This window comes from Achromobacter sp. GW823-FHT04E03, from assembly GCF_058796095.1.
Genome location: NZ_JBXAIJ010000004.1, coordinates 428,283 through 452,205 on the forward strand (window position 1 = coordinate 428,283; position 23,923 = coordinate 452,205).

28 protein-coding genes and 1 tRNA gene are annotated in these 23,923 nt (G+C 66.7%); 10 read left to right on the forward strand and 19 right to left on the reverse strand.

Annotated features, from left to right (window positions below):
- Both dnaQ and AC1RHV_RS27115 read left to right on the forward strand, forming a co-directional pair.
- Positions 1-723, forward strand: coding sequence for a DNA polymerase III subunit epsilon (gene dnaQ, locus AC1RHV_RS27110; RefSeq protein ID WP_054458449.1), 723 nt, complete (start codon positions 1-3; stop codon positions 721-723).
- Between the two features lie 60 nt (positions 724-783).
- A tRNA-Val gene (locus AC1RHV_RS27115) sits at positions 784-858 on the forward strand.
- Positions 859-913: 55 nt separating this feature from the next.
- On the opposite strand, the gene AC1RHV_RS27120 is transcribed toward AC1RHV_RS27115, so the two are convergent.
- The gene (locus AC1RHV_RS27120; RefSeq protein ID WP_156337472.1) at positions 914-1,075 is read right to left on the reverse strand and encodes a hypothetical protein; all 162 of its coding nucleotides are present in this window, start codon (positions 1,073-1,075) and stop codon (positions 914-916) included.
- A gap of 102 nt (positions 1,076-1,177) precedes the next feature.
- On the opposite strand from AC1RHV_RS27120, the gene AC1RHV_RS27125 reads away from it, so the two are divergent.
- Entirely contained in the window at positions 1,178-1,345 is a 168-nt protein-coding gene (locus tag AC1RHV_RS27125) for a hypothetical protein (protein WP_042796365.1), read from the forward strand.
- A 24-nt stretch (positions 1,346-1,369) separates the two neighbouring features.
- Here AC1RHV_RS27125 and AC1RHV_RS27130 read toward each other — a convergent pair whose 3' ends face one another.
- The 5 genes from AC1RHV_RS27130 to AC1RHV_RS27150 all read right to left on the reverse strand — a co-directional run bounded on the left by AC1RHV_RS27130 (position 1,370) and on the right by AC1RHV_RS27150 (position 5,542).
- The gene (locus AC1RHV_RS27130; RefSeq protein WP_054458451.1) at positions 1,370-1,834 is read right to left on the reverse strand and encodes a YaiI/YqxD family protein; all 465 of its coding nucleotides are present in this window, start codon (positions 1,832-1,834) and stop codon (positions 1,370-1,372) included.
- A gap of 4 nt (positions 1,835-1,838) precedes the next feature.
- On the reverse strand, positions 1,839-2,105 hold the full coding sequence (locus AC1RHV_RS27135) for a hypothetical protein (RefSeq protein ID WP_054458453.1): 267 nt from the start codon (positions 2,103-2,105) through the stop codon (positions 1,839-1,841).
- Positions 2,106-2,147: 42 nt separating this feature from the next.
- Positions 2,148-3,653 (reverse strand): TAXI family TRAP transporter solute-binding subunit, encoded by a 1,506-nt coding sequence (locus tag AC1RHV_RS27140; protein WP_492302300.1) that lies wholly within the window; start codon positions 3,651-3,653, stop codon positions 2,148-2,150.
- Positions 3,650-4,858: a sodium/glutamate symporter gene (gltS, locus tag AC1RHV_RS27145; RefSeq protein WP_054458457.1), complete on the reverse strand. Its 1,209-nt coding sequence runs from the start codon at positions 4,856-4,858 to the stop codon at positions 3,650-3,652. Before gltS ends, AC1RHV_RS27140 begins: the two co-directional genes overlap by 4 nt.
- 186 nt (positions 4,859-5,044) lie before the next feature.
- Positions 5,045-5,542 (reverse strand): GNAT family N-acetyltransferase, encoded by a 498-nt coding sequence (locus tag AC1RHV_RS27150; RefSeq protein ID WP_175213178.1) that lies wholly within the window; start codon positions 5,540-5,542, stop codon positions 5,045-5,047.
- Positions 5,543-5,799: 257 nt separating this feature from the next.
- On the opposite strand from AC1RHV_RS27150, the gene AC1RHV_RS27155 reads away from it, so the two are divergent.
- Together AC1RHV_RS27155 and AC1RHV_RS27160 are read left to right on the forward strand one after the other, a co-directional pair.
- The gene (locus AC1RHV_RS27155; protein ID WP_119450685.1) at positions 5,800-6,852 is read left to right on the forward strand and encodes a glycosyltransferase family 2 protein; all 1,053 of its coding nucleotides are present in this window, start codon (positions 5,800-5,802) and stop codon (positions 6,850-6,852) included.
- A gap of 1 nt (position 6,853) precedes the next feature.
- The gene (locus AC1RHV_RS27160) at positions 6,854-8,431 is read left to right on the forward strand and encodes an ArnT family glycosyltransferase (RefSeq protein ID WP_492302301.1); all 1,578 of its coding nucleotides are present in this window, start codon (positions 6,854-6,856) and stop codon (positions 8,429-8,431) included.
- Here AC1RHV_RS27160 and AC1RHV_RS27165 read toward each other — a convergent pair.
- The gene (locus AC1RHV_RS27165; RefSeq protein ID WP_082401333.1) at positions 8,391-8,786 is read right to left on the reverse strand and encodes a GtrA family protein; all 396 of its coding nucleotides are present in this window, start codon (positions 8,784-8,786) and stop codon (positions 8,391-8,393) included. The genes AC1RHV_RS27160 and AC1RHV_RS27165 overlap by 41 nt on opposite strands.
- A 36-nt stretch (positions 8,787-8,822) precedes the next feature.
- Here AC1RHV_RS27165 and AC1RHV_RS27170 point away from each other — a divergent pair, with 36 nt between their 5' ends.
- Positions 8,823-9,638: a ChbG/HpnK family deacetylase gene (locus tag AC1RHV_RS27170; protein WP_175213117.1), complete on the forward strand. Its 816-nt coding sequence runs from the start codon at positions 8,823-8,825 to the stop codon at positions 9,636-9,638.
- Positions 9,639-9,671: 33 nt separating this feature from the next.
- Here the strand turns inward: AC1RHV_RS27170 and AC1RHV_RS27175 are convergent, their stop codons facing one another.
- A complete protein-coding gene (locus AC1RHV_RS27175) occupies positions 9,672-10,535 on the reverse strand; it encodes a LysR family transcriptional regulator (protein ID WP_054458464.1) in 864 nt (287 codons plus the stop codon).
- Positions 10,536-10,644: 109 nt separating this feature from the next.
- Here AC1RHV_RS27175 and AC1RHV_RS27180 point away from each other — a divergent pair, with 109 nt between their 5' ends.
- Positions 10,645-11,127 (forward strand): multidrug/biocide efflux PACE transporter, encoded by a 483-nt coding sequence (locus AC1RHV_RS27180; protein WP_492302302.1) that lies wholly within the window; start codon positions 10,645-10,647, stop codon positions 11,125-11,127.
- On the opposite strand, the gene AC1RHV_RS27185 is transcribed toward AC1RHV_RS27180, so the two are convergent.
- From AC1RHV_RS27185 to AC1RHV_RS27225, 9 genes are all read right to left on the reverse strand, one after another.
- Positions 11,102-11,752, reverse strand: coding sequence for a GntR family transcriptional regulator (locus AC1RHV_RS27185; protein WP_054458468.1), 651 nt, complete (start codon positions 11,750-11,752; stop codon positions 11,102-11,104). The two genes, AC1RHV_RS27180 and AC1RHV_RS27185, sit on opposite strands and share 26 nt — an antisense overlap.
- Entirely contained in the window at positions 11,752-12,717 is a 966-nt protein-coding gene (locus AC1RHV_RS27190; protein WP_119450682.1) for a branched-chain amino acid ABC transporter permease, read from the reverse strand. Before AC1RHV_RS27190 ends, AC1RHV_RS27185 begins: the two co-directional genes overlap by 1 nt.
- A 1-nt stretch (position 12,718) precedes the next feature.
- Positions 12,719-13,621 (reverse strand): branched-chain amino acid ABC transporter permease, encoded by a 903-nt coding sequence (locus tag AC1RHV_RS27195; RefSeq protein WP_054458471.1) that lies wholly within the window; start codon positions 13,619-13,621, stop codon positions 12,719-12,721.
- 109 nt (positions 13,622-13,730) lie between these two features.
- The gene (locus tag AC1RHV_RS27200; RefSeq protein ID WP_054458472.1) at positions 13,731-14,936 is read right to left on the reverse strand and encodes an ABC transporter substrate-binding protein; all 1,206 of its coding nucleotides are present in this window, start codon (positions 14,934-14,936) and stop codon (positions 13,731-13,733) included.
- A 57-nt stretch (positions 14,937-14,993) separates the two neighbouring features.
- On the reverse strand, positions 14,994-15,713 hold the full coding sequence (locus tag AC1RHV_RS27205; protein ID WP_054458474.1) for an ABC transporter ATP-binding protein: 720 nt from the start codon (positions 15,711-15,713) through the stop codon (positions 14,994-14,996).
- Positions 15,706-16,461: an ABC transporter ATP-binding protein gene (locus AC1RHV_RS27210; protein ID WP_082401334.1), complete on the reverse strand. Its 756-nt coding sequence runs from the start codon at positions 16,459-16,461 to the stop codon at positions 15,706-15,708. The genes AC1RHV_RS27205 and AC1RHV_RS27210 overlap by 8 nt, the downstream gene beginning before the upstream one ends.
- An 89-nt stretch (positions 16,462-16,550) precedes the next feature.
- Positions 16,551-17,462 carry a dihydrodipicolinate synthase family protein gene (locus tag AC1RHV_RS27215; RefSeq protein ID WP_054458478.1) on the reverse strand — a complete coding sequence of 304 codons (912 nt, stop codon included), beginning with the start codon at positions 17,460-17,462 and terminating at the stop codon, positions 16,551-16,553.
- A gap of 265 nt (positions 17,463-17,727) precedes the next feature.
- Positions 17,728-18,615 carry an alpha/beta hydrolase gene (locus AC1RHV_RS27220; RefSeq protein WP_119450679.1) on the reverse strand — a complete coding sequence of 296 codons (888 nt, stop codon included), beginning with the start codon at positions 18,613-18,615 and terminating at the stop codon, positions 17,728-17,730.
- A 38-nt stretch (positions 18,616-18,653) separates the two neighbouring features.
- Positions 18,654-19,541 (reverse strand): LysR family transcriptional regulator, encoded by an 888-nt coding sequence (locus tag AC1RHV_RS27225; RefSeq protein ID WP_054458482.1) that lies wholly within the window; start codon positions 19,539-19,541, stop codon positions 18,654-18,656.
- A 97-nt stretch (positions 19,542-19,638) separates the two neighbouring features.
- On the opposite strand from AC1RHV_RS27225, the gene AC1RHV_RS27230 reads away from it, so the two are divergent.
- Positions 19,639-20,043 (forward strand): CidA/LrgA family protein, encoded by a 405-nt coding sequence (locus tag AC1RHV_RS27230; protein WP_054458484.1) that lies wholly within the window; start codon positions 19,639-19,641, stop codon positions 20,041-20,043.
- Complete coding sequence (locus tag AC1RHV_RS27235) at positions 20,033-20,725, forward strand: LrgB family protein (RefSeq protein ID WP_054458486.1); 693 nt, start codon at positions 20,033-20,035, stop codon at positions 20,723-20,725. Before AC1RHV_RS27230 ends, AC1RHV_RS27235 begins: the two co-directional genes overlap by 11 nt.
- 8 nt (positions 20,726-20,733) lie before the next feature.
- Here AC1RHV_RS27235 and AC1RHV_RS27240 read toward each other — a convergent pair whose 3' ends face one another.
- Both AC1RHV_RS27240 and AC1RHV_RS27245 read right to left on the reverse strand, forming a co-directional pair.
- Entirely contained in the window at positions 20,734-21,378 is a 645-nt protein-coding gene (locus tag AC1RHV_RS27240) for a LysE family translocator (RefSeq protein ID WP_054458487.1), read from the reverse strand.
- Positions 21,375-22,298, reverse strand: a complete 924-nt coding sequence (locus AC1RHV_RS27245) for a DMT family transporter (RefSeq protein WP_306650888.1) — start codon at positions 22,296-22,298, stop codon at positions 21,375-21,377. The genes AC1RHV_RS27240 and AC1RHV_RS27245 overlap by 4 nt, the downstream gene beginning before the upstream one ends.
- A 149-nt stretch (positions 22,299-22,447) precedes the next feature.
- On the opposite strand from AC1RHV_RS27245, the gene AC1RHV_RS27250 reads away from it, so the two are divergent.
- Positions 22,448-23,908 carry an aminotransferase-like domain-containing protein gene (locus AC1RHV_RS27250; RefSeq protein WP_054458490.1) on the forward strand — a complete coding sequence of 487 codons (1,461 nt, stop codon included), beginning with the start codon at positions 22,448-22,450 and terminating at the stop codon, positions 23,906-23,908.
- Positions 23,909-23,923: the final 15 nt, after the last annotated feature.

Genomic DNA, 23,923 nt, shown 5'->3' on the forward strand with positions numbered 1-23,923 from the left:
ATGCGCCAGATCATCTTTGACAGTGAAACCACCGGACTGGACCCTGCCCAGGGCCATCGCATCGTCGAGATCGGCTGCGTGGAAATGGTCAACCGGATGGCCACCGGCAACAACCTGCACATCTACCTGAACCCGGACCGCGACAGCGACCCCGAGGCCTTGGCCGTGCACGGCCTGACCACGGAGTTTCTGTCGGACAAGCCACGCTTCGCCGATGTCGCGGACGAATTCGTCAAGTTCATCCAGGGCGCCGAGCTGATCGCGCACAACGCCGCGTTCGACGTCAAGTTCTTCAACGCCGAACTCGCCAAGACCGGGCGCGGCGCGGTCACCGAGTACTGCGAGACGGTCACGGATTCGCTGTTGCATGCGCGTTCGCTGTTCCCGGGCAAGCGCAATTCGCTGGACGCGCTGTGCGACCGCTTCGGCATCTCCAACGCCCACCGCACCCTGCACGGCGCATTGCTGGACGCGCAGTTGCTGGCGGAAGTCTGGCTGGCCATGACCCGCGGCCAGGACGCGCTGCTGATCGACGTGGACGACAGCGCCAGCGGCGGCGGCAATGGCATCGAACTGGCCCGCTTCGACGCTTCGGGCCTGCCCGTGATCAAGGCCAGCGAGGCGGAACTGGCCGAACACGAAAACTATCTCGCGGCCCTGGACAAGTCCGTGGGCGGGGAGTGCACCTGGCGCAAGATCGACGCGCCGGTGGCGGCCGCATAAAGTTTTTTCGAGGCGACTTGCACACGTCCAAAAAAACGTGCTAATATTTCGCCTCTTTCGGGGTGGTTAGCTCAGTGGTAGAGCACTGCCTTCACACGGCAGGGGTCACTGGTTCGAACCCAGTACTACCCACCAAAGACCCTTGGAAGATGACGTAAGCCCCAGGCTTATCGTTGTCGGCGTACCAAGGTTAAAAAAGACGCAAAGCAAAGAAAGCCAACCGCGAGGTTGGCTTTTTTGTTTTGTGCGCATCGAACATGATTCCGCCTTCAAGCCCGGACGCCTTGCCCATTGCGAGCAAGCCATTGCGCTGAACCGTCCCTTTCATTACGCTTAGCTTGATTTGACGCAAGCGGACTCTCATCGATTGAGCCGCGTCGCATGCAAGCCTGACTATCATGGATAACAAAGGCTTTGGCCCGTGGGGCCAGGCGTAGGCGAACAGGAGAAGGTCATGTCCGAGCACACCACTACCATGTTGATCATCATCGGCGCCGGGGTGGCGCTCATGCTGATCGGTTTCGGGCTGCGCGACCGCAATCTCGGCATGGGGCTGATGGGCATAGGCCTGATCACGGCCCTGGGCACGATCATCTACAAGGCCTACATCACCTTCTATTGACCGCCAGCCGCGGCCGGCCGGACTTCAGCCCTGCTGCGTCTTGCGCGCCGCGCGCGCCAGCAGCGTGTCCAGCTGGTTTGCGAAGGCCTTGCGGTCGGCCTGGCTGAATGCGGCCGGGCCGCCGGTATCCACGCCGCTGGCCCGCAGCTCTTCCATCATGTCCCGCAGCGCCAGCCGCTCCCGGATCGTTTCCGGCGTATAGCGTTCGCCGCGCGGGTTCAGGGCCATTGCGCCTTTCTCCAGGACTTGCGCGGCCAGCGGGATGTCGCCGGTGATCACCAGGTCGCCCTCGGATGCGCGCTCGGCGATGTGGGCGTCGGCGACGTCGAAGCCGCGCGGCACCTGCACCGCGCGGATCAGCGGGGAGGGCGGGGTGTAGAGCATCTGGTTGGCCACCAGCGTCAGCGGCAGCTGCCAGCGCTGGGCGGCGCGGAACAGGATGTCCTTGATGACTGCGGGGCAGGCGTCCGCATCGACCCAGATGTGCATGCGCTTACTTGTCCAGCGCGTTTTGCAGCACTTCGGCCACGATGTCGTTGGTGGACACGCCGCGTTCGGCCGCCAGGGCGCGCAGCTTGTCGGCGTGGGCTTGCGACAGCTTCAGCGGGAACGGCACCAGGCCGGCGGCCTGGTCCAGCTTGCGCTGTTCGCGGCGGTCGGGCACCTGCGAGGCGGTGCCGAAGCGGTCCGGGGTGGAGGCTTGCTTGAGCTGGCCGGCCAGCTTCAGGGCCTGGTTTTTCTGCAGATCGAATTTATTCATGGAGATTCCTGGTAGGGAGCGCAATCATAAGCGCAACCGGCTTTATTGCGGCTTGGCCTGTTCAAGCTTGGCCAGCCCTTCCTGGGCGCCGTCGTGCAGCGGCACGGTCAGGCCGCGGCGGGCGGTCGCCAGGCCCACCTGAGCGCCCTGGGCCGAGCCCGCGGCCAGCAGGTCCTGCCCGGTCACATAGACCGCGCGCACGATCACCAGGGCCTCGTCCCGGGTCAGGTCCGCGGTGGTGAGCAGCAGCGCCGCCATGCCCACGGTGGAGATAGGCTCCGTCTGGTTGGGGTAGGTGCCGGCGGCGATGTCCAGCGGCATCAGCGCGTTGTCCTCGGCCCCGGTCAGCGTCTTGATGGCGGCAGGGTCCAGCGGCAGCAGCTTCAGTCGCGCCTGGGTCAGCGCATCGCGCAAGGGTGTGGCGGGCACGCCGATGACCTGGGCGGCGGCGTCGACCTTGCCGGAGTTCAGTGCAGGCAGGGACTCGGTGAAGGGCGTATCGGCCACGGTGTAGTCGCGGCCGGCCTGCAGGCCGTGGGCGGCCAGCACGGTTTCCAGCGTGGCGCGCACCGCCGAGCCTTCCGGTCCGAGGGCGATGGTCTTGCCCTTGAGATCGCGTACGCCGCGCATGGCGGTGTCGTCGCGCACCACGATATGGACCATTTCCGGATACAGGCTGCCCAGAGCGCGCAGGCCGGTGAAAGGTCCCTGGCCCGCGAACGGCCCCTTGCCGTCGTAGGCTAGTCGTGCGGTGTCGGCCTGGGCCAGCCCCACCACCGCGTCGCCGCTGCGCAACAGCGCAATGTTCTCGGCGCCGCCGCCCGTGATCAGCGGTGAGACCCGGATCTGCTGCTTGCGCGCGACGTCGCTCAGGGCGCGCGCGAACGCCACATACTCGCCACGGTCCGGACCGCCGGCCAGCGGGTAGCCCTGCTGCATGCGGGCCAGGCGGCCGTTGATGCGCGCCACCGAGCGCTCCAGTTCCTGCTGCACCACGTGCTGCGCGGTGCTGGAGGCGCTGTAGGAAACCGAATGGGTGATCTGGTCCAGCGTGTCCAGCAGCTGGCGCGTGACGGGCGGCGGCGCGCCAGTGTCCAGGTTGGGCGCCTCGGCCGCCTTGAAGCCGGCCGGGGTCACCAGCTTCCAGGTGTCGCCTTCCTGGCGGTAGATGGCGCTGGCGTGCGCGACGATGCGGTCGCCGGCCTGGTTGCCGCCGGATTTCACGCCGCTGATGCTGCGCGGACCTGCGCCCAGCAGCGTGACCAGCGCGGCGGCGCCGGGCTGGTCCCAGGCGCCCAGGGTGATGTTGCGCGCCAGGTCCAGTTCGACGTCGTAATAGACCACGCGGCGGGTTTCGCCCGCCGGGGCGCTGCTGTCCGAGGCCGAGCCCATGCGCTTGATCTCGGCGATGCGGAACAAATCCGCGCCGTAGGCGGTGGCCAGGCTGCGTTCCACGTCGGCGCGCAGGGCATCGGTGTCGGGCGCGCGGCCGCAGGCCGCCAGCAGCAGGCAGAAGCTCAGAATGACAAGACGTTTGAACATGGTCACATGCCTCCCACGAACGGCAAGGAGATCAGCGAGGTCAGCACGATCACGTTGAGGATGTCGACCAGGAAGGCGCCGGTGACCGGCACGACGATGAACGCTTCCGGCGCCGGGCCATGGCGCCGCGTCAGCGCCTGCATATTGGCGATGGCGGTGGCGGTCGCGCCCAGCGCGAAGCCGCAGAAGGCGGCCGACATGATGGCTGCTTCGTAGTCGCGCTTGAGCATGCGGAATACGACCCAGGCGGCATACAGCGCGCACACCAGGGTCTGCACCGCCAGCATCAGGGCTAGCGGGCCGGCCAGGCGCGCCACGCTGGACAGGTCCAGCGTCATCATCGTCATGCCCAGGAACAGCGACAGCGAGATGGTGCCGATGATTTCGGTGGCGCGGTCGTCCAGCTTCAGACCCAGCTTTTCGCCGCCGTTGCGGATCAGTACGCCCGTGGCCAGGCACCACAGGAAATTCGGCAGGCTGACCGGGGCGTCCTCGACCAGGGCGGCCAGGTAGCCGCCGACCACCAGGCAGACCAGGGCGGCGGTCAGGGACACGATGTAGGAGCCTGCAGAGGACGCGGGTGCGTTTTCCGTCAGGTCCGCAGGCTCGTGGCCGTCGCCGGGCGCGTGGTCCAGGCTGCCGGCCAGCTTGTGGCGCCGCATCAGCCATTCGGCCACCGGCCCGCCCACCACGCCGCCCAGCACCAGCCCCAGGGTGGCGGCGGTCATTGCCAGCGCCATCACGTCCTGGATGTTGTTGAAGTCGGCGAAGCGCGTGGCATAGGCCGCGCCCGTGCCATGCCCGCCCACCAGCGTGATCGTGCCGCCCAAAAGGCCCATCAGCGGATGCATGTCCAGCAGCCAGGCCATGCCCAGCCCGACGGCGTTCTGCAGCACCAGGAACGGGATCAGGGCCAGCAGGAAGGCAATCAGCCTGGGACCGCCCTTGGCCAGCAGCTTGAGGTTGGCGGTCAGGCCGATGCTGCCGAAGAACAGCAGCAGCAAGGTCGGCTTGATGCTGGTTTCCAGCGAGACGGACACGCCGCCCCAGGTCGCCAGCAGGTAGGCCAGTACGGCGAACAGGAGACCGCCGACGATGGGGTCCGGAATGCTGTAGCGGGCGAGGAAGCCGATCCTGGTGGTGAGCACGCGTCCGATGACCAGGACGAGGCAGCATGCCAGCAGTGATTGAACGGGCGTAAGCGAGATCATAGGTACCTTTGCGCCCTGTCAGGGCACGGTGAACTTTCTGGCTGTTTGAACCCTGCCGCCTCTCACGGACTGAGGCTTATGTTACGTCCGCCGCGCGGGCGGTGTACATGGGGGCAGGGGGGGCGGCGCGCGGTGCGAAGCCGGGCGGGCGGAAAGCCGCGGCGCAGGCAGCCACGGCCGGGGCGGCTAGAGCGGAAATGCGCGCGACATGTATTGCGCGCGCGGCCCGTAGCCAGCCAGTTTTTCGGTCAGATCGGCGCTGTCTGCGCTGACCGGCAGGTAGCCGTGGCGCTGCCAATAACCCACGGCGGATTCCAGTGACACCAGGCTCGCGCGGTGCAAGCCGCCCTCATGCGCGCTGCGGGCGGCGGCGCGCAGTAGCGCCTGGCCCACGCCCAGCCCTTGCGCCGAGGGCGCCACGGCGCAGTCGTGCAGGAACCAGTGGTCGGCCGCGGCCGGCAGCGTCGCGAGCGCGACGTCCAGGGCGGGCGGCAGTCCCGCATCCCAGGGATAGGAGATCAGGTAGCCCAGCAGCGCATCGGAGCTGGCCGCGGGCTGCGCCACCCAGCAGTGCGCGGGGGCGAGCGCCAGGCGATTCTGGAAGAAATCCGCGCTTTCCAGCAGGAAACCGGGGTAGGCCAGGGTCTGGAGAGCCAGGATGGCGTCCACGTCGCTGGCCCGCATGAGCCGGACTTGATATTGCATGACAACCTGCGAAAACAAAAAACTCGGGCGCATTTTACCGATGCACGGACGGCCTCAGGCTTTACAGGGCTTCACAAATTGGGGACACAGGTTCACGGGACTTTATTGTTTTCAGGGAGGGGCTCCCTAGAATTCGCCCTGGATTGCCGGATCGTCGGGCGCGCCGCATTTTATGAAAATTCAACGACACCCTTCGCATACTGCTCGCCATAGTCCTGCATTCCGAGTCTAGAGCCATGCACATCCAATTCCGGTCCGAATCCGCCGTCCCGCAAGTGTTGACCAAATCGTATCCTCTGGAAGCGGTATGGCCGGCGGCCGAGGCGCCCGTACCGTATGACGCCTGCGTGACTTGCGTGATTCCCTGCCTGAACGAATGCGAAAACCTGCGGGTCCTGCTGCCTTTGCTGCGCAACCGCCTGGAGGCGCTTTGCACCAGCTGGGAGATCATCGTGGCCGATGACGGCAGCACGGACGGCACGGAAGCGCTGATGGCCGAATGGACCGAACACGACGGTTTCCGCTATGTGCAGCTGTCGCGCAACTTCGGCAAGGAAGCCGCGATCAGCGCCGGCCTGGAAGCCGCCACCGGCAATGCCGTGATCTGCCTGGACGCCGATCTGCAGCATCCCCCTGCTTTGATCGAACAGATGCTGGCGCGCTGGGCCGCCGGCGCCGAAATGGTCTACGCGGTGCGCGAGACCCGCGCCGACGAGTCCTGGGCCAAGCGCACCGGCGCGCGCTGGTTCTACAAGCTGTTGAGCGGCGCGCGCGGCGTGGATGTGCCGGCGCACGCGGGCGACTTCCGCCTGATGGACCGCAGCGTGGTGGACGCGCTGATCGCGCTGCCCGAACGCACCCGTTTCATGAAGGGCTTGTACGCCTGGGTCGGCTTCAAGGGCGAGGCCCTGGCCTATACCCCCGAGGAACGCATGCACGGCGACAGCCGCTTCGGCAGCATGCGCTTATTCCGGCTGGCGCTGGATGGCCTGACCGCCTTCACCACCTGGCCGCTGCGTCTGGTCAGCCTGGTCGGCGTGGCCTTCGCCATGCTGGCGCTGAGCTACGCGGCCTATCTGGTCGGCGAGTACCTGTTCTTCGGCAACCAGGTCTCCGGTTGGACGACCATCGTGACGGCGGTGCTGTTCTTTGCCGGCGTAAATTTGATTTCCTTGGGCGTGGTGGGCGAGTACGTGTCCCGCATCTTCGATGAAGTGAAGGGACGGCCGCTCTTCGTCGTGCGCCGCCGGCAGGGCCAGGCTTCCCGGCCGGGCAAAGGCCTGGGCTGACATGTCCGCCACGACTTTCTGGCGGCGTTCCGACTGGACCCCGCCGGCAGGACGCTTCCTGCTTGCGATAGGCGCGTGGCTTGCCTTCCTGGCCTGGATCAGGCCCCTGACCCTGCCCGATGAAGGGCGCTATGCAGGCGTGGCCTGGGACATGCTGCGCAGCGGCTCGCATGCGGTGCCCTTGCTGGACGGCATGCCGTACTTCCACAAGCCGCCGCTCTATTACTGGCTGACCGAGCTGTCCTTCTCGGTGTTTGGCGTGCATCCCTGGGCGGCGCGGGTGCCTTCCTGGCTGGCCGCGTGGGGCGCCGTGGCGGCCCTGTATTGCTTCGTGCGGCGCTACCGAGATACCGAGACCGCCGCATTGACGGTGCTGGTCCTCGCCACCATGCCGTTCTTCTATGGCGGCGCGCAGTTCGCAAATCTGGACATGCTGGTTGCCGGCCTGATCACGCTATGCGTGCTGGCCGCCGTGGACACGGCGCTGCGCGTCGAGCGCGGGCAGGCATGGCGCGCGATGGCGGTGGCGGCCGGCGTGCTGGCGGCGTTGGCGGTCTTGGCCAAGGGCTTGATCGGCCTGGCGCTGCCGGGCGCGATCCTGCTGGTCTGGCTGCTGTGGGAGCGGCGCTGGCGCGGCCTGGCCGCGCTGTGCTGGCCGCCCGCGCTGCTGGCGTTCATCGCCGTGGCGGCGCCGTGGTTCTTGCTGATGCAGCTGCGCTATCCCGGTTTTTACGACTACTTCTTCGTCTATCAGCATTTCCAGCGTTTCGCGGCCAGCGGCTTCAACAATGCGCAGCCGTTCTGGTTTTATCTGCCGGTGATTGTCGGGCTCAGCCTGCCCTGGTCGCTGTGGGGCGGCGGCATATTGCGCCAGGCGTTCTGGGTGGGCCCTACGCGCAGCCTGCGGCGCCTGGCTTTGGTGTGGTTTGCCGTCGTGCTCGTGTTTTTTTCGCTGCCGCAGTCCAAGCTCGTGGGCTATGTCCTGCCGGCGCTGGCGCCGCTGGCTTTTCTGCTGGCTGAAGTGATCCAGGGGGCCAGGCGCGCCGATGCCGAGGGTGCAACTCGCCTGGTGCGCCTGAGCGCGGTCCTGGCGGCGGGCATCTGCGTCATCGCGGTGGCCATTGCGGCGAACAACGCGCGCGGCAGCGCGGAGCCGCTGGCCAGGGTGGTGCGGGAACAGGCGCGGCCGGACGATACGTTCGTCTCGCTGCACACCTATCCCTTCGATCTGGCGCTCTACGCAAGGGCGGCGCGTCCTGCGTGGGTGGTGGACGACTGGCGCAACCCGGAGGTCCCCGTGCGCGACAACTGGCGCAAGGAGTTGTACGACGCCGCCCAGTTCGATCCCGAGACGGGCGGAGAGGTATTGCTCAGTCCCGCGGAGTTCACCGCGCGTCTGTGCCAGGCGGAGCAAGGCGCGCGTTTCTGGGTGTGGGGCACTGCGGCCGACAACCCCACCTATCCGCCGCTGCAGGGGCTGGCGCCGGTGGTGAGCAGCGTGAAGTACGTGATGTGGCGCGTCGACGTGGACGCGGCGTTCAGGCAGCGGGTTTGTGGCGGAATGCCCAGAACCGGCTGACGATGAAAGTCGCCACGGCAAGCCCGAGCAGGATCAGCGCCAGCAGGATGTCGTAGCGGATGGCAGTGTTGTGCAGTAGCCAGGCGTAGGTGGCTTCGTTGATGAGAAAGCCTGCGGCTGACACAAAGAAGAAACGGCGCGCTGCTACCGTCCAGGGAGTTTTGGAATGTCGGAATGTAAGCCGGTAATGGCCGGCGAAGGACACTGCGAAGGCGATCAGCCAGCCCACGAGGTTGGCGGCCAGGGGCGGCAGGCGGAAGAGTTCGACGCAACCCACGGCGACAGCCCAATGGGTGGCTGCGGCCGCGCATCCGACAGCAATGAAAGTGCTTACTTGTTGCAGCAGGGCGCGCATGAAAGCCGTGAAGATAAGGAAGTCAGAGGTATAGCGATGAGCAAACGTATCGTTGTCTGCGGGGACGATTTTGGCATGAATGCCGACATCGATGAAGGCATGATTGCGCTGGCCGGCATGGGCCGCCTGAGCGCGGTCAGCTGCCTCGCGCTGGGCCCTTCGTTCGCGGCCAATGCGAGGCGGCTGGCGCCGCTGAACGTGGATATCGGCCTGCATGTGAACTTCACCGAATCGCTCATGCCCGGCGCCGAGCCCATGCCGACGCTGAGCCGGCTGATCCTCAATGCCTACACGGGCAGGCTGGACGGAGGGTGGATCGAGGCGCAGCTGGAGCGTCAGTTCGACGCCTTCGAGGCCGCGTTCGGCCGCGCGCCCGACTATGTCGACGGTCACCAGCACGTGCATCAACTGCCCGGCATTCGCGAGCGCCTGCTGCAACTGCTCAAGCGCCGTTACGGCGCCCGTATGCCATGGCTGCGCCAGACGGCGCCGGGCATGCAGTTCGGCATTCCCATGAAGGAGGCCATCAAGGCGCGTGTCATCGGCGCGCTGGGCGCCGCGGCGTTGGCGCGCCAAGCGCGCCAGGATGGCATGCGCACCAACCGCCGGCTGCTGGGCGTCTATGGTTTCGCAGGCGGCAAGCGCCGCTATGCGGATCTGCTGCAGAACTGGCTGTTCAATGCGCGCGACTGCGACCTGCTCATGTGCCATCCGGCCATGGGCAACCAGGACGGCTGCGCCATGTCACGCCAGCGCCGCGCGGAATTCGACGTGCTGGCCAGCCCCAAGCTGGGCGACTGGCTCAACGCCAACGGGGTGCATATCTCGCGCTTGCCGGCCACGGCGCGCTGATCGGCTGCAAGGTCGTTGCGGCGCGGGCTGGCTCTAGCCGCCCGTCAGGCTCTGCAGCAGCCAGGCGCCCGCAGGTCCCAGCGCGCGCCGCCGTGACCAGACCGCATCGACGCGGATGTGGCGCGGCCAGCCCGGCGACTTCAACTCCACCAGCTGATCCTGGCCGAAGCGCTGGATCATCCAGCGCGGCAGCTCGGTCCAGCCGAATCCGCGGCTGGCCATTTCCAGCAGCATCAGATAGCCGGGCGCCGACCAGGTCGCATAGGCAGGCTCGGCGTCCTTGTCGCCCAGCTCGTAAGTGCTCAGGCGTAGCGCGCGTTCGGACTTCAGCTGGTCTTGCGTGACCTGCGGCAGCTGGGCCAGCGGATGCCCGCGGCCCACGCACAGGACGATCTCAGACAGCTCTGCCAGCGTCGCGTGCGCCACGTCGGGCGGGTAGCTGTCCTGGGCGGCCATCAGTCCCAGGTGCGCGCGGCCCTGCTGCACCAGCGCCACCACGTCCTCGTATTCCGCGATCAGGCATTCGAAGCGCAGCGCCGGATAGCGCTGGTCGATCTGGCTGAGCATGGTGTCGAAGGTCTCGGACTGGAACGTGTCGGACAGCACCACCGTCAGCCGGGGCTCCAGGCCCTCGGCCAGCTGGCTGGCGCTGCGGTTCAGCCGATCGTTGGCAGCCAGCACTTGCAGGGCCTGGCCCAGCAGGACCTGGCCGGCCTCGGTCAGCGCGGGCTGGCGCTGGCTGCGGTCGAACAATGTCACGTTCAGGTCCACTTCCAGGTTGGCGATGGTTTCACTGACCGTGGACTGGCTTTTCCCGAGCTTGCGGGCGGCAGCCGAAAACGTGCCTTCGGAGGCGACCTGGGCGAACGCCGCCAGGGATTCCAGGGAGTGGCGCATGGGTGGGATGTCCGATGTTATCGGTTTTTCCGATGAAAACTATCTTTATGGTAACGGAAATATCGTCGAGAATCCCTGCCACTGAGTATCAACCGACCGCAGGTGGGTCATGACGCAAGCCAAGAAATCCATTAAAGAACGTTTCCTCCACGCCTTTCTGTTCGAAATCATCGCCATCGGCCTGTGCGCCCCGGCGGCCGCCTGGGCCATGGGCAAGTCCCTGTTCGAAATGGGCGTGCTGACGGCAGTGATCGCCTGGATCGCGCTGGTCTGGAACATGATCTACAACGCCGGCTTTGACCGCATCGAGTACCGCATGGGCTGGACCCGCACGCTGCGGCTGCGCGTGGTGCATGCCTTCGGCTTCGAGCTGGGCCTGATCCTGATCGTGATCCCGCTGGCGGCCTGGTGGCTAGACATCAGCCTGTGGCAGGCCTTTGTGCTGGATATCGCGCTGGTGCTGTTCTATCTGCCCTACGCCTTCCTCTACAACCTGGCCTATGACCGCTCGCGGCCACGGGTCCTGCAGTGGCTGGCCCGCCGCAAAGGGCAGGCCGCGCCGGCCGTCACGCGTCAATCACCTTGCGCGTGAACATCTCCAGGTAGTCCATCAGCGAGTCCGCGCCCTTGATGGCCGCGGACTCGTTGCCGGTGGCGATGCCCTCGGCCATCAGCATGTGGCGGCGAGCGCCCTCGGCGATGTCGCCCTCGTGCTGGTAGGCGTACCAGAAGCGGCGGCACTGGATGATCAAAGGGGCCACCGCATTCACGGCCGAGGCGTTGCGGCAGGCCTGGTGGCAGACGTGGTCCAGCATCTGGTCGGCATGCATGTAGTTGTCGAGATTGCCGCCTTCCGCCGCCTGGATCATCTGCGCCGCGCAATCCACGATCTGGCTGCGCTGCGCCGGGGTGGCGCGGCGCGCGGCGCTGGCCGCGATCAGCTGCTCCAGCGCCCGGCGGGTCTGGATCAGGTCCATGTGGTCTGCCAGCTGGATCATGGACACGCGCAGGCCGCGCCGCGGTTCCTGGCGTATCAGCCCGGCGGCCACCATGCGCAGCAGCGCCTCGCGCAGCGGCGTGCGTCCCAGGCCGGTCATTTCCACCAGATCCGCTTCCACGACCGCGCTGCCCGGCTGCAATTGCAGCGTGGCGATCATGCTTTCGATCTGGTCGTAGGCGACATCGGCGGCGCGCCGTTTGGATTCTGCTGCTGCCATCAACTGTTGTTTTCCTTCGTTTTGCGCCACTGCGTGTAGGCCAGCCATTCGCCGACGAATCCGCGCCGGAAGAACGACACGCACAACACGAAAATCAGTCCGATGACGATGGTGACGATGTCGCCCAGGGTGGCAAGATAGTTCTGCAAGCTGACGACCAGCGTCGCGCCCACCACCGGCCCCCATACCGTGCCGATGCCGCCCAGGAGCGTCATCAGCAGCACCTCGGTGGAGGTGGCGAGCGAAACGTCGTTCAATGCAACCAGCTGGAGCACCAGCGCCTTCAGCGAACCGGCCAGGCCGGCCACCGAGGCCGACAGCACGAAGGCCAGCAGCTTGCACCGGTCTGTATCGTAACCTAGCGATATGGCGCGCGGCGCGTTGTCCCGGATGGTCTTGAGCACCTGGCCGAAGGGCGAATGGATCACCCGGTAGACGAACAGAAAGCCCAGCAGGAAGACCCCAAGCGTGAAGTAATACATGTTGGCGTCCACGCTCAGGTCCACCAGGCCCAGGAACTTTCCGCGCGGGATGCCCTGCATGCCGTCCTCGCCGCGCGTCCAGCCCACCTGCACCGCCATGAAGTACGCCACCTGCGACAGCGCCAGCGTGATCATCGCGAAATAGATGCCGGTGCGCCGGATCGCCAGCCAGCCGATGGCCCAGCCGATGGCCGCGGCCATGGCCACGCCGCAAGCGATGGCGATCTCGGGCGGCAGGCCGCGGGCGCCGAACAGGATCATCATTTCGCCGGCCGCGTAGCCGGCCCAGCCGAAGAAGGCGGCATGGCCGAACGACACCAGGCCGGTAAAACCGGTCAGCAGGTTGAAGGCCAGCGCGAACAGCGCAAAGCACAGCACCTTCATGACGAACACGGGATAGACGATCTGCGGGAAAAGCGGCACCAGCAGGGCCGGCACCAGCAGCAGCGCCAGGATGCGGATCGAGGAGGGTATGCGCTGCACCTTATTTCTCCTTGCCGAACAGGCCGGCGGGGCGCGTCAGCAGAACGATCGCCATGACGATGAAGACGACCACCGTCGAGGCTTCGGGATAGAACACTTTGGTCAGCCCTTCCAGCAGGCCCAGCGTCAGCCCGGTGACGATGGCGCCCATGATGGAGCCCAGCCCGCCGATCACGACCACGGCGAACACGATGTTCAACAGGTTCGAGCCCATCAGCGGGTTGATCTGCATGACGGGCGCGGCCAGCACCCCGGCCACGCCGGCCAGCGCCACGCCGAAGCCGTAGGTCAGGGTGATCATCACTGGCACGTTCACGCCGAAAGCCTGCAGCAGCCTGGGGTTCTCGGTGCCGGCGCGCAGCATGGCGCCCAGGCGGGTGCGTTCGAACAGATACCAGGTGGCCAGGCACAGCACCAGGGACGCCACCACCACGAACGCGCGATAGGCCGGCAGGAACATGAAGCCCAGGTCGAAGCCGCCCTGCAGAACCTCGGGCGGCTCATAGCCCACCCCTGAAATGCCGTAGAAGTAGCGAAAGCCGCCTTCCATCATCAGCGCGATGCCGAAGGTCAGCAAGAGGCCGTACAGGTGGTCCAGGTGGTACAGGCGCTTGAGCAGCGTCTTCTCGATCACGACGCCCACCAGCCCCACCAGCAGGGGAGCCAGGATCAGCGCGGCCCAGAAGTTGATCTGCACGCCCGGCCCAAGCAACTGCGGCAGCTGGGTGAAGCCGATCCAGGCCAGGAACGCCGCCATCATGAACTGGGCGCCGTGCGTGAAATTGACGATGTTGAGCAAGCCGAAGATGATGGCCAGCCCCATGCTGAGGATGGCGTAGAAGCAGCCGTTGATCAGACCCACCAGCAGTTGGGCGAGCAAGGCGGAAAGCGAGATGTCGAACATGGTAGGCGGCGGGCGGAAAGGTGTCGCGTCGATTTCCGGGAAGCGCGCGGCGGTGCGCCGCGGCCATGGCAGCCGGCGCCGCACGCTGTGCGTGCGGCGCGTGGCGGCATCAGGTCTTGTTCAACGAGCACGCGGCCTGGGGCTTGGGGAACACGTCCTCGCCCTTGAGCACCGACTTCACGTTGTAGTAGTCCCACGGCGCCTTGGACTCCTTGGGCGTCTTGACCTGCAGCAGCAGCATGTCGTGCACCAGCGCGCCGTCGGCGCGCAGCTTGCCGTTGCGGATCACGGCGTCGTTGATGGTCATTTCGCGCAGCTTGGCCATCACGGCGGGTGCGTCGTCGGTGCCGGCGGCTTCGATCGCCTTCAGGTACGACAGCGTGGCCGAATACACGCCGGCCTGCGAGGCGGTCGGCATCTTCTTGGCCTTTTCAAAGAACTTCTGGGCCCAGGCGCGCGAAGCGTCGTCATAGTCCCAATAGAAGGCTTCGGTCAGGTACATGCCCTGCGCCTTGGCCAGGCCCATGCTGTGCACGTCCGAGATGTAGGTGAGCAGCGGCGCCACGATCTGCTTCTTGTTGATGCCGAACTCGTTGGCCTGCTTGACCGCGTTGACCGTGTCGTTGCCGGCGTTGGCCAGCGCGATCACGTCGGCCTTGGAGGCCTGCGCCTTCAGCAGGAACGAAGAGAAGTCGTTGCCGGGAAAGGGATGGCGCGACACGCCCACCACATTGCCGCCGTTCTCCTGGATGACTTCGGTGCCGTCCTTTTCGAGCGAGTGGCCGAAGGTGTAGTCGGCGGTGATGAAGTACCAGCTCTTCTTGCCTTCCTTGACCAGCGCGCGCGCGGTGCCGGCGGCCAGGGCGTAGGTGTTGGTGGTCCATTGGGCGTTCAACGGCGAGCACTTTTCGCCCAGGATCGCGGTGGACAGGCCCGCCGACGGCATGGTCACGCGGTTCTTCTGCTTGGCGATTTCCATCACCGCCAGCGCGGTGGACGCGGTGGGGAAGTCGGTGATCATGTCGACCTTGCCCTGGTCGAACCATTCGCGGGCCAGGTTGGCCGCGACGTCGGGCTTGTTCTGGTGGTCGGCGGAAACCACTTCCACCGGCTTGCCCAGCACCTTGTTGCCCATTTCCTCGGCGGCCATGCGGGCCGCGATCACGGAGCCGTTGCCGGCCAGGTCGGAATAGACGCCGGACAGGTCGGTCAGGACGCCGATCTTGACCACGTCATCGCTGACCTTGGTCTGGGCCTGGGCGGCGCCGATCATGCCGATGGCGAACAGCGCTGCTGAGATTCGATTCAATTTCATCTGACTACGCTCCGTGTAGGAAGGGGACTGCGGTCGGAAGGAATGCGTCTGGAAAACTCAAATGCCGAGCAGGGCGTTCAGCCTGTCCTGCGATTGCTGGACTTCGGCGCGGTCTATCACCGCCACCACCTGGCCGTGCTCGATGACGTAATGGCGGTCGGCCAGGTGCTGGGCAAAGCGGAAGTTCTGCTCGACCAGCACTGTGGTGTAGCCGCGCTCTTTCAATTGCCGGATCACGCGGCCCAGGGACTGCACGATGACGGGGGCCAGGCCTTCCGTGATTTCATCCAGCAATAGCAGGCGGGCGCCGGTGCGCAGGATGCGCGCCATCGCCAGCATCTGCTGTTCGCCGCCCGACAGGCGCGTGCCGGGGCTGTGCGCGCGTTCTTTCAGGTTGGGGAACATGTCGTAGATCTCTGCCACCGACATGCCGTCCGGCCCTACCGAGGGCAGCAGCATGAGGTTTTCCTCGGCGGTCAAGGATGCATAGATGCCGCGCTCTTCAGGGCAATAGCCGATGCCGCGGCGCGCGATCTTGTGGGGCGGCAGGCCGACGGTCTCCTGGCCCTGGATCCTGATCGAGCCGCTGCGCCGGCCCACCAGGCCCAGGATGGACTTCAGCGTGGAGCTGCGGCCCGCGCCGTTCCTGCCCAGCAGGGTCACGCATTCGCCGGGCTTCACGTCCAGATCGATGCCGTGCAGGATGTGCGATTCGCCGTACCAGGCGTGCAGGTTGCGGATCTCCAGCATGCTGGAGGCTGCGGCGGCTTCATTCATCTTCGGCTCCCATGTAGGCTTCGCGCACCGCCGGGTTTTCCGATACGGTCGCGTAGGGGCCTTCGGCCAGGATCTCGCCCCGCTGCAGCACGGTGATGGTGTCGGAGATGTCCGCCACCACTTTCATGTTGTGTTCGACCATGAGGATGGTGCGGCCCGCGCTGACCTGCTTGATCAGATGCTTGACCCGGTCCACGTCCTCGTGGCCCATGCCTTGCGTCGGTTCGTCCAGCAGCAGCAGCTCGGGTTCGAGCGCCAGGGTGGTCGCGATTTCCAGCGTGCGCTTGCGGCCATAGGGCAGGTCGCCCGCGGCCACGTCCAGGTGCGTGCGCAGGCCGACCTGATCCAGCAGTTCCTCGACGCGGTGGTGCAGGCTTTCCAGCGTGCGTTCCGACCGCCAGAAGCAATAGTCCACGCCCAGCTTGCGCTGCAGGGCCACGCGCACGTTCTCGCGCACCGACAGTTGCGGAAAGACGGCGGAAATCTGGAACGAGCGCACGATGCCGCGGCGCGCGGTCTGCGCGGGGCGTTCCTGCGTGATGTCCACGCCGTCGTACAGGATCTCGCCGCGCGTCGGGATGTGGAACTTGGTCAGCAGATTGAAGAAGGTGGTCTTGCCCGCGCCGTTGGGGCCGATGAGCGCGTGGATGGCGCCGCGGCGCACGCTCATGTCGACGTTGTTGACGGCCACGAAGCCGCGGAATTCCTTGCTCAGGCCCCGTGTCTGAAGAATGATGTCGCTTTGCATGATGTCCGTTGGGCTTGCTGGGGACAGGCCCTGGCGCGTCGCGGTCCCGCCACGCGCCAGGAGGTTCGTGCTTCTTCCGGAGCCCGGCCTTACTTCGACTGGTACTGCGCGGGGCGCTTGGCCAGAGAGGCCTGGATGATGGCGGCGCAGCGTTCGCGTTCGGCGCCGGCCAGCGGCAGGCGCGGGCGGCGCACGTGCTCATTGCCCACGCCGGCCAGGGTCTCGGCCAGCTTGATGTTCTGCACCAGCTTGGTCGAGACATCCAGGTGCAACAGCGGCGTGAACCACTGGTACAGCGCCAGCGCTTCCTGCCACTTGCCGGCCTTCATCAGGTCGTACAGGGCCACGGTTTCGCGCGGGAAGGCGGTGACCAGCCCGGCGAGCAGGCCGTCCGCGCCCAGCGCCAGCGCCTCGAACGACAGGTCGTCCACGCCGATGAACAGCTGATAGCGCGTGCCTAGCGCGTTGCGCAGGTCGGTCAGGCGGCGCACGTCGTCGCTGCTTTCCTTGATGGCGACCAGCCACTTGCAGTCGGCCAGTTCGGCCATGTGCTCGGGCTTGAGATCCACGCGGTACGCGACGGGGTTGTTGTAGATCATGCAGGGCTTCTGCGCGGCCTCGGCCATCGTGCGGATGCTCTGCATCGCTTCGCGCGAGTCCGCCACGTAGATCAGCGAGGGCATCAGCATGAAGCCGTCCACGCCCAGTTCCACGGCGGCCTTGATGAAGCGCAGCGCTTCGCGGGTACTGGTCTCGGACACGTTGGCCAGGACCGGAATGCGGCCGCCGCTGACTTCCACCGCGCAGCGCGTCACTTCCAGCTTTTCTTCCAGGGTCAGGGTGCTGGCTTCGCCCAGCGAACCGCAAGTGACCAGGCCGTGTACGCCGTTGTCGATCAGGAAGCCGAAGTGCTTGCGCATCGCCTCGAAGTCGAGGGTCTCGTCGGCATGGAACTTACTCGTTACGGCAGGGAAGACGCCCTGCCAATGCACGTTACTCAACTGGCTTCTCCTCAAGATGCCGTCGCTTCAATGGCGGAGCGGCGAGCAGGTGCAAAGTCTAATATCTGATAAATATATTTAGAAGATATTTTGATTCGGGGATTTCCCGGGGCGGGTCAACCCGGGGGGATTTCCCAAGAGGGCATTGCTTTCGGCGTGGGGCCAGCGCGGCGCGTGTCTTTCCGCGGGGCGGGTCACGAAAGGGAAGCGCGCTAAGGAGGCATGGGCAGGCAGTCCGAGCCCGCCGCGTCGACGCGGAGGGCTGTCAGCCTGCCTTGCGCGGATACGCGCGGCTCGCGTCCTGCATGAAAGTCTTCACCGCGGTTTCATACTGCGCGCCGCTGCGGAAGGCGCCGGAATGCGAGGCGCCTTCGATCTTGACCAGGCGCTTGAGCTCGGGCGCGACGTTGCTGGCGGCGGCGTAGAGCTCGTCGCTCATGGTGTGCGGCACCACGCGGTCGGCGGTGCCGTGCATGAACAGCATGGGCGTGTGCATGCGCGCAAGCTTTTCCACCGAGGCGAACGGCTGCGTGACCAGCAGGCTGGCGCCGGGCACCTTGCCCCAGCGCAGCGTGGCAAGCATCGCGCCGATGCTGGTGAAGCTGGATTCCACGATCAGGCCGGCGAACGCCGGTTGTTCGGGGCGCGCGGCCAGGTCGATCGCGATCGCGCCGCCCAGGCTGTGGCCGTAGATGAAACGGCGCGCCGGATCGGGCTGGATGCGGGCCAGCTCCTTCAACCCGGCCATTGCGTCTTCCAGCGCGCTTTCCTCGGACGGCAGGCGCGGGGTCGAGGCGCCGAAGCCGCGGTAGTCGATAGCCAGCACGGAATAGCCCATGCGCGTCCAGCCGTCGATGCGGAAGGCGCTGCCGTTCAGGTTCCAGCGTGCGCCATGCAGGTACAGCACGGTGGGCGCGCCGGCTTGGGGACTTTGCCAGTACCAGGCGCGCACCTTGTCGCCGCCGGCCAGCGTCAGGTCGTAAACCTGGGTGCCGGCGGCGGGCTCGCGCCACCACGTTTGCGGTTCGGACTGGGGGGAGAAAATGGTCTGCCGCTGCCAGGAATCGAGCTGGGTGCAGCCGACGACGCTGGCGCCGGCCAAGAGGGCAACGGCGAACAGGCGGCGGGGAGAGAGGCGGGGGAAGGCTGGCATGGATTATCTGACCCGGGCGAGGCGGCTGGGTTCCGGCATCAGCATACTTCGGGATGGACTTCGCGGGTCAGGGCCAGCCAGGCCTGGGCGGCATGCGACAGGTAACCGCCGCGCCGCCACACCTGCACCATCTCCCAGTCCGTGCCGGCATCGCGCAGCGGCACCCGCGCCACGCCGGCGTGCAGCTCTTCGCGGGCCTTCAGGCGCGGCAGGAAGGCCACCCCCAGGCCGGCCGCCACCAGCGCCGCGATGAAATCGATCTGGCCGCTGCGCGCGGCAACGGCAGGGGCGAAGCCGGCGCGCTGACAGGCGTCGTGGATGATGCGGTTCAGGGCGAAGCCCGTCTCGAACAGAATGAAAGGCGTGTCCCGCAAGTCGCTCAGCCCGACGGTTTCAGCATGCGCCTTGGGGTGGTCGGCCGGCATCAGCGCCACCAGCGGCTCGCGCGCCACGGGCTGCCATTCGAAGATGTCGGGCACCGGTTTGAGCGAGGCGGCCAGTTCGATCTCGCCGGCCATCACCATTTCCTCCAGCCGGCGGCTGCCGTGTTCCACCAGACTGATTTCAATCTGCGGATAGCGGCTGCGAAAGCGCGCAAACATGGGTGCGAACAGCGTGCTGCTGCCCAGCGGCGGCAGGCCCAGGCGCAGCACGCCGCGCTTGAGCCCCTTCAGTTCGTCCAGCTCGGCGTGCAGATCGTCGCGCTGCGCCAGCATGGCGACGGCACGGCGGTAGACGATTTCGCCGGCGGCGGTCAGCCGCGGCGGCTGGGCGTGGCGGTCCAGCAACGGCATGCCCAGTTCGTCTTCCAGCTGCCGCACCGCTTTGCTCACGGTGGGCTGGGTCGCGAAGATGGTCTTGGCGGCCTGGGAGAAACCGCCCTGGCGGACCACTTCGACCAAGGCGCGCAGGGGACGCAGTTCCATGTTTATGCCTTATTGGAATGGCATGAATTCAATGAATTCATTTTATCTATGGGCGGCGCAGGCGTAAAACATCTGCTTGCCGCAGGAACTTCGTCTCATGTCTCGCCCACGCCTCGCCATTCTTCTACGCAGCAAGCTGCGCCGCAGCCGCGTGCTGCAAATCTGCCTGCTGGTCCTCTTCTCCCTGCTGGGTCAGGCGCTGGCCCAGTTGCTGGGGCTGCCCGTGCCGGGCGGCGTCATCGGCATGGCGCTGGTGCTGTTGCTGCTGGCCACGCGCCGCCTGCGGGTGCGCAACGTACATCGCGGCGCCAGCTGGCTGCTGGGCGAGATGCTGCTGTTCTTCGTGCCGGCCGTCATGTCGCTGCTGGACCACCGCGAATTCCTGGGCGTGCTAGGCCTGAAGCTGCTGGCCGTCATCCTGCTGGGCACGGCCCTGGTGATGACGGGCACGGCCTTGACCATCGATCTCTGCTACCGCTGGATGAACCGCCATGCCAGCTGATTTCAACTTGTTGTTCTGGCCCGCCGCGACGGTGCTGGCCTATGTCTGCGCGCGCCTGTTCTACCGGCGCTACGCCTACTGGTGCACGTCGACCCTGGTGGTGGCGCCCGCGCTGTTGCTGGCGCTTGCGCTTGCGCTGCACACCGGCTACCGGGACTACATGGCGGGGTCGCACTGGCTGATGGCGATGCTGGGGCCGGTCATCGTCGCCTTCGCGCTGCCCTTGTATGAACAGCGCGCGCTGATCCGCCGCTACTGGCCCGTGCTGGTGGCGGGCGTGGCGGTGGGCAGCCTGATCGCAGGCGCCAGCGCCTGGATGCTGGGCAGCTTGCTGGGCCTGTCGCCGGACCTGCGCCTGAGCCTGCTGCCGCGTTCGGTGGCCACGCCGTTCGCGGTGGCCGTGTCGTCGCACGTGGGCGGCGTGCCGGACCTGACCGCCGTCTTCGTGATCGTTACGGGCGTGTTCGGCGCGGCCATGGGCCAGTTGATGCGGCGCTGGCTGCCGCTGCGATCGGCGCTGGCGCGCGGCGCGTTGTTCGGCATGGGCGCGCATGGCGCCGGAACGGCCAAGGCCCGCGAGCTGGCGGCCGATGAGGGCGCCGTCGCGGGCCTGGTGATGGTGATGGCGGGCCTGTTCAATGTGCTGGTCACGCCCGCCGTGGTTGTGGGATTGCTGGCCTGAGGGCCGCGTCAGTGCAGCATTTCCAGCGCCACCGGATACAGCGACGCTACCAGCAGCAGCGCCATGCCCACATTGAAGGCGCGGATCGCCCAGGGCTTGTGCAGCACGCGGCGCAGCGCCGTGCCGAAGGTCACCCAGATGCCGATGCTGGGCAGGTTGACGATGCCGCAGACTACGGTGGCGATGACCAGATTGGCGAAGAAACCGTTCTGCGGCGTGTAGGTGGCGATCACGCCCACGGCCATGACCCAGGCCTTGGGGTTGACCCACTGGAAGGCGGCGGCCTGCAGGAAGGTGAACGGCTTGCCGCGCGTCTCGCCGTCGTCCATTTCACCTGAATTCGCGATCTTCCACGCCAGGTACAGCAGATAGGCCGCGCCCGCGTACTTCAGCACGGTGTACAACTGCGGCACCTGCTGGAACACCGAGCCCAGTCCGATGCCCACCAGGAAGATCATGAAGGTGAAGCCCAGGTTCACGCCCAGCAGATGCGGCACGCTGCGGCGGAAGCCGAAATTCAGGCCGGACGAGGCCAGCATTACGTTGTTGGGTCCGGGCGTAATGGAGCTGACCAGCGCGAACATGGCCAGGGGGCCCAGCAAGGACAGGGACATCAGAGGCACGTCGGCCCAGTTGGAGGGGAGCAGATTCATTCTTTGGTCCTGACGATGGCGCGGCGTCCGCCGGCGATGACGGCGATCACGGCAGCGGCGAAGACATACGTCGCCGGTTCCACCGATTCGCCAAACAACAATGCGGCCGCCACCACCGTCAGGAACGGTTGCAGCAACTGCACCTGGCCGACCCGGGCGATGCCGCCCACGGCCAGGCCGCGATACCAGGCAAAAAAGCCCAGGAACATCGATCCCAGCGCCAGATAGGCGCTGGCGTAGATCACCGGGGCGCTGGGCCAGCTGGCCTGCTGCGCCGCCATCCAGCCGACTGGCGCGGCCACCACGGGTGCGCTGATCACCAGGGCCCAGCAGATGGTGCGCCCGCCGCCCAGCGTGCGGGAAGCGCGCGCGCCTTCGGCATAGCCCAGGCCGCCCAGCAACACGGCCAGCAGCAGCCACAGATAGCCCGTCTGCAGGGCGCCTTCGCCTTGGCGCAGCGCATAGGCCGTCACCAGCGCGGCGCCCAGCACGGCCCAGGCCCAGAAGGCGGGCGAGGGGCGCTCACCGCTGCGCAGCGCGGCAAAGGCCGCGGTCGACAGGGGCAGCAGCCCATTGAAGACGGCGCCCTGCGACGCGGGCACGGTCTGCATGGCGAGCGAGGACGCCAGCGGCCAGCCCACCACGATGCCCAGGGCGGCCAGGATCACGCCGGGCCATTCCTCACGGTTGGGCCGGCGGGCGCGCGTCAGCCAGAGCACGGCAACCGCCGGCACGGCCGCCAGCAGCGCGCGGCCCAGTCCCACCAGCAGCGGCGCCAGCTCGCCGACCGCCAGGCGCGTCATGGGCAGCGTCAGGGAAAAGACCAGCACCCCCAGAAAACCATAGCCGTACCCCTCCCACAGCCCAGCGGGCGCGCCAGGCGCAGCCTGAGAGGTCGGATAGAAAGCGGGACGGGTCATCGCAGCCACCAAGGTAGGGGAACGCCGCGGGCATCGCGCCCATCCGCTATTGCGGGTTTTCGGCATTGCTGTCACTCTACGCATAGTTGTCGGTACAGTACCGGTACACTTTTGCATATCACTTTAATCACTGGCCTGGTGAAATCCCCATGACAGTTGCTTCCGCCGCGACCGCCTCCATGCCTTGGCAGCCCGTGCGCCAGGCCGACGCCACCCTGGTGGCGCAATTGGCCGACGGGCTGGCGCGCCGCATCGATGAACAGGGCCTGCGGCCCGGCACCCGCCTGCCGTCGATCCGCAAGATGGCCGAACAGTCGGGCGTCAGCCGCTTCACCGTGGTCGAGGCCTACGACCGCCTGGTGGCCCGCGGCCTGGTGCAGTCGCGGCGCGGCGCGGGATTCTTCGTACGGGCGCGCAGCGGGCAACTGGCCGCCGTGGCCAGCGCGGCGCCCGCGGCGTTCACGCCGCCTGCGCGGATCGACGTCGCCTGGCTGCTGCGCAGCATGTTCCGCGACACCAATCCTTCAGGCATGCCCGGCGGCGCGGGACTGCTGCCCGCGGACTGGCTGGACCCCGAGATGGTGGCAGGCGCGGTGCGCGCCGTGGGCCGCTCCGTACGCGGCCATCTGGTCAGCTATGGGCATCCCCAGGGCTTCGGCCCCTTGCGCCAGCAGATCGCCGCCTTCCTGCAGAACGACGGCGTGCCTGCGCATCCGGAACTCAATCTGCTCACGACCAACGGCGTCACGCACGGGCTGGACCTGATCGCGCGGCACCTGGTCAAACCGGGCGACACCGTACTGGTCGAAGACCCGGCATGGTTCGTCATCTTCGGCCGGCTGGCCGCCTTCGGCGCGCGCCTGATCGGCGTGCCGCGCGGCCCGGACGGCCCCGACACGGCGCTGCTCGAACAGCTGGCGGCCCAGCACAAGCCCAAGCTCTTCATCATCAACGGTTCGGTGCACAACCCCACCGGCCACACGCTGTCGGCCGGCGCCGCCTACGACATCCTGCGCATCGCCGAACGCCACGATTTCCTGGTGGTCGAGGACGACACCTACGGCGAACTGCATCCAGGCGGCGCCATGAAGCTGGCCGCGCTGGACCGCCTGAAGCGGGTGATCCTGGTGGGCGGCTATTCCAAGATGCTGGCGGCCAGCCTGCGGGTGGGCTATCTGGCCGCGAATCCCGAGATCCTGCAGAAGCTCGCCGACCTGAAGATGCTGGCCGGCCTGACCTCGCCAGAACTCGGCGAGCGGGTGATCCACCGGGTGCTGATGGAAGGGCAGTACCGCCGCCACATCGAGCGCGTGCGCCTGCGGGTGGACGATGCCCGCCAGCGGTGCCTGAAAGGACTGCTGAAACTGGGCCTGACGGTGCATCACGAGCCGCACGCCGGCATGTTCGTCTGGGCCGACTACGGTCGCGATACCGAGGCGCTGGCGCGCGTGGCGGCCGACCACGGCATGCTGCTGGCGCCGGGCACGCTGTTTTCCCCGTCCCAGGCGCCGTCGACGATGCTGCGCTTTTCGGTCACGATCGCCGATCATCGGGGCGTCTGGACCGATCTGGAAAAAATCTTCGCGCAAAACGTCTCCAGCAATCAATAATAGAAAGCTGTCTCT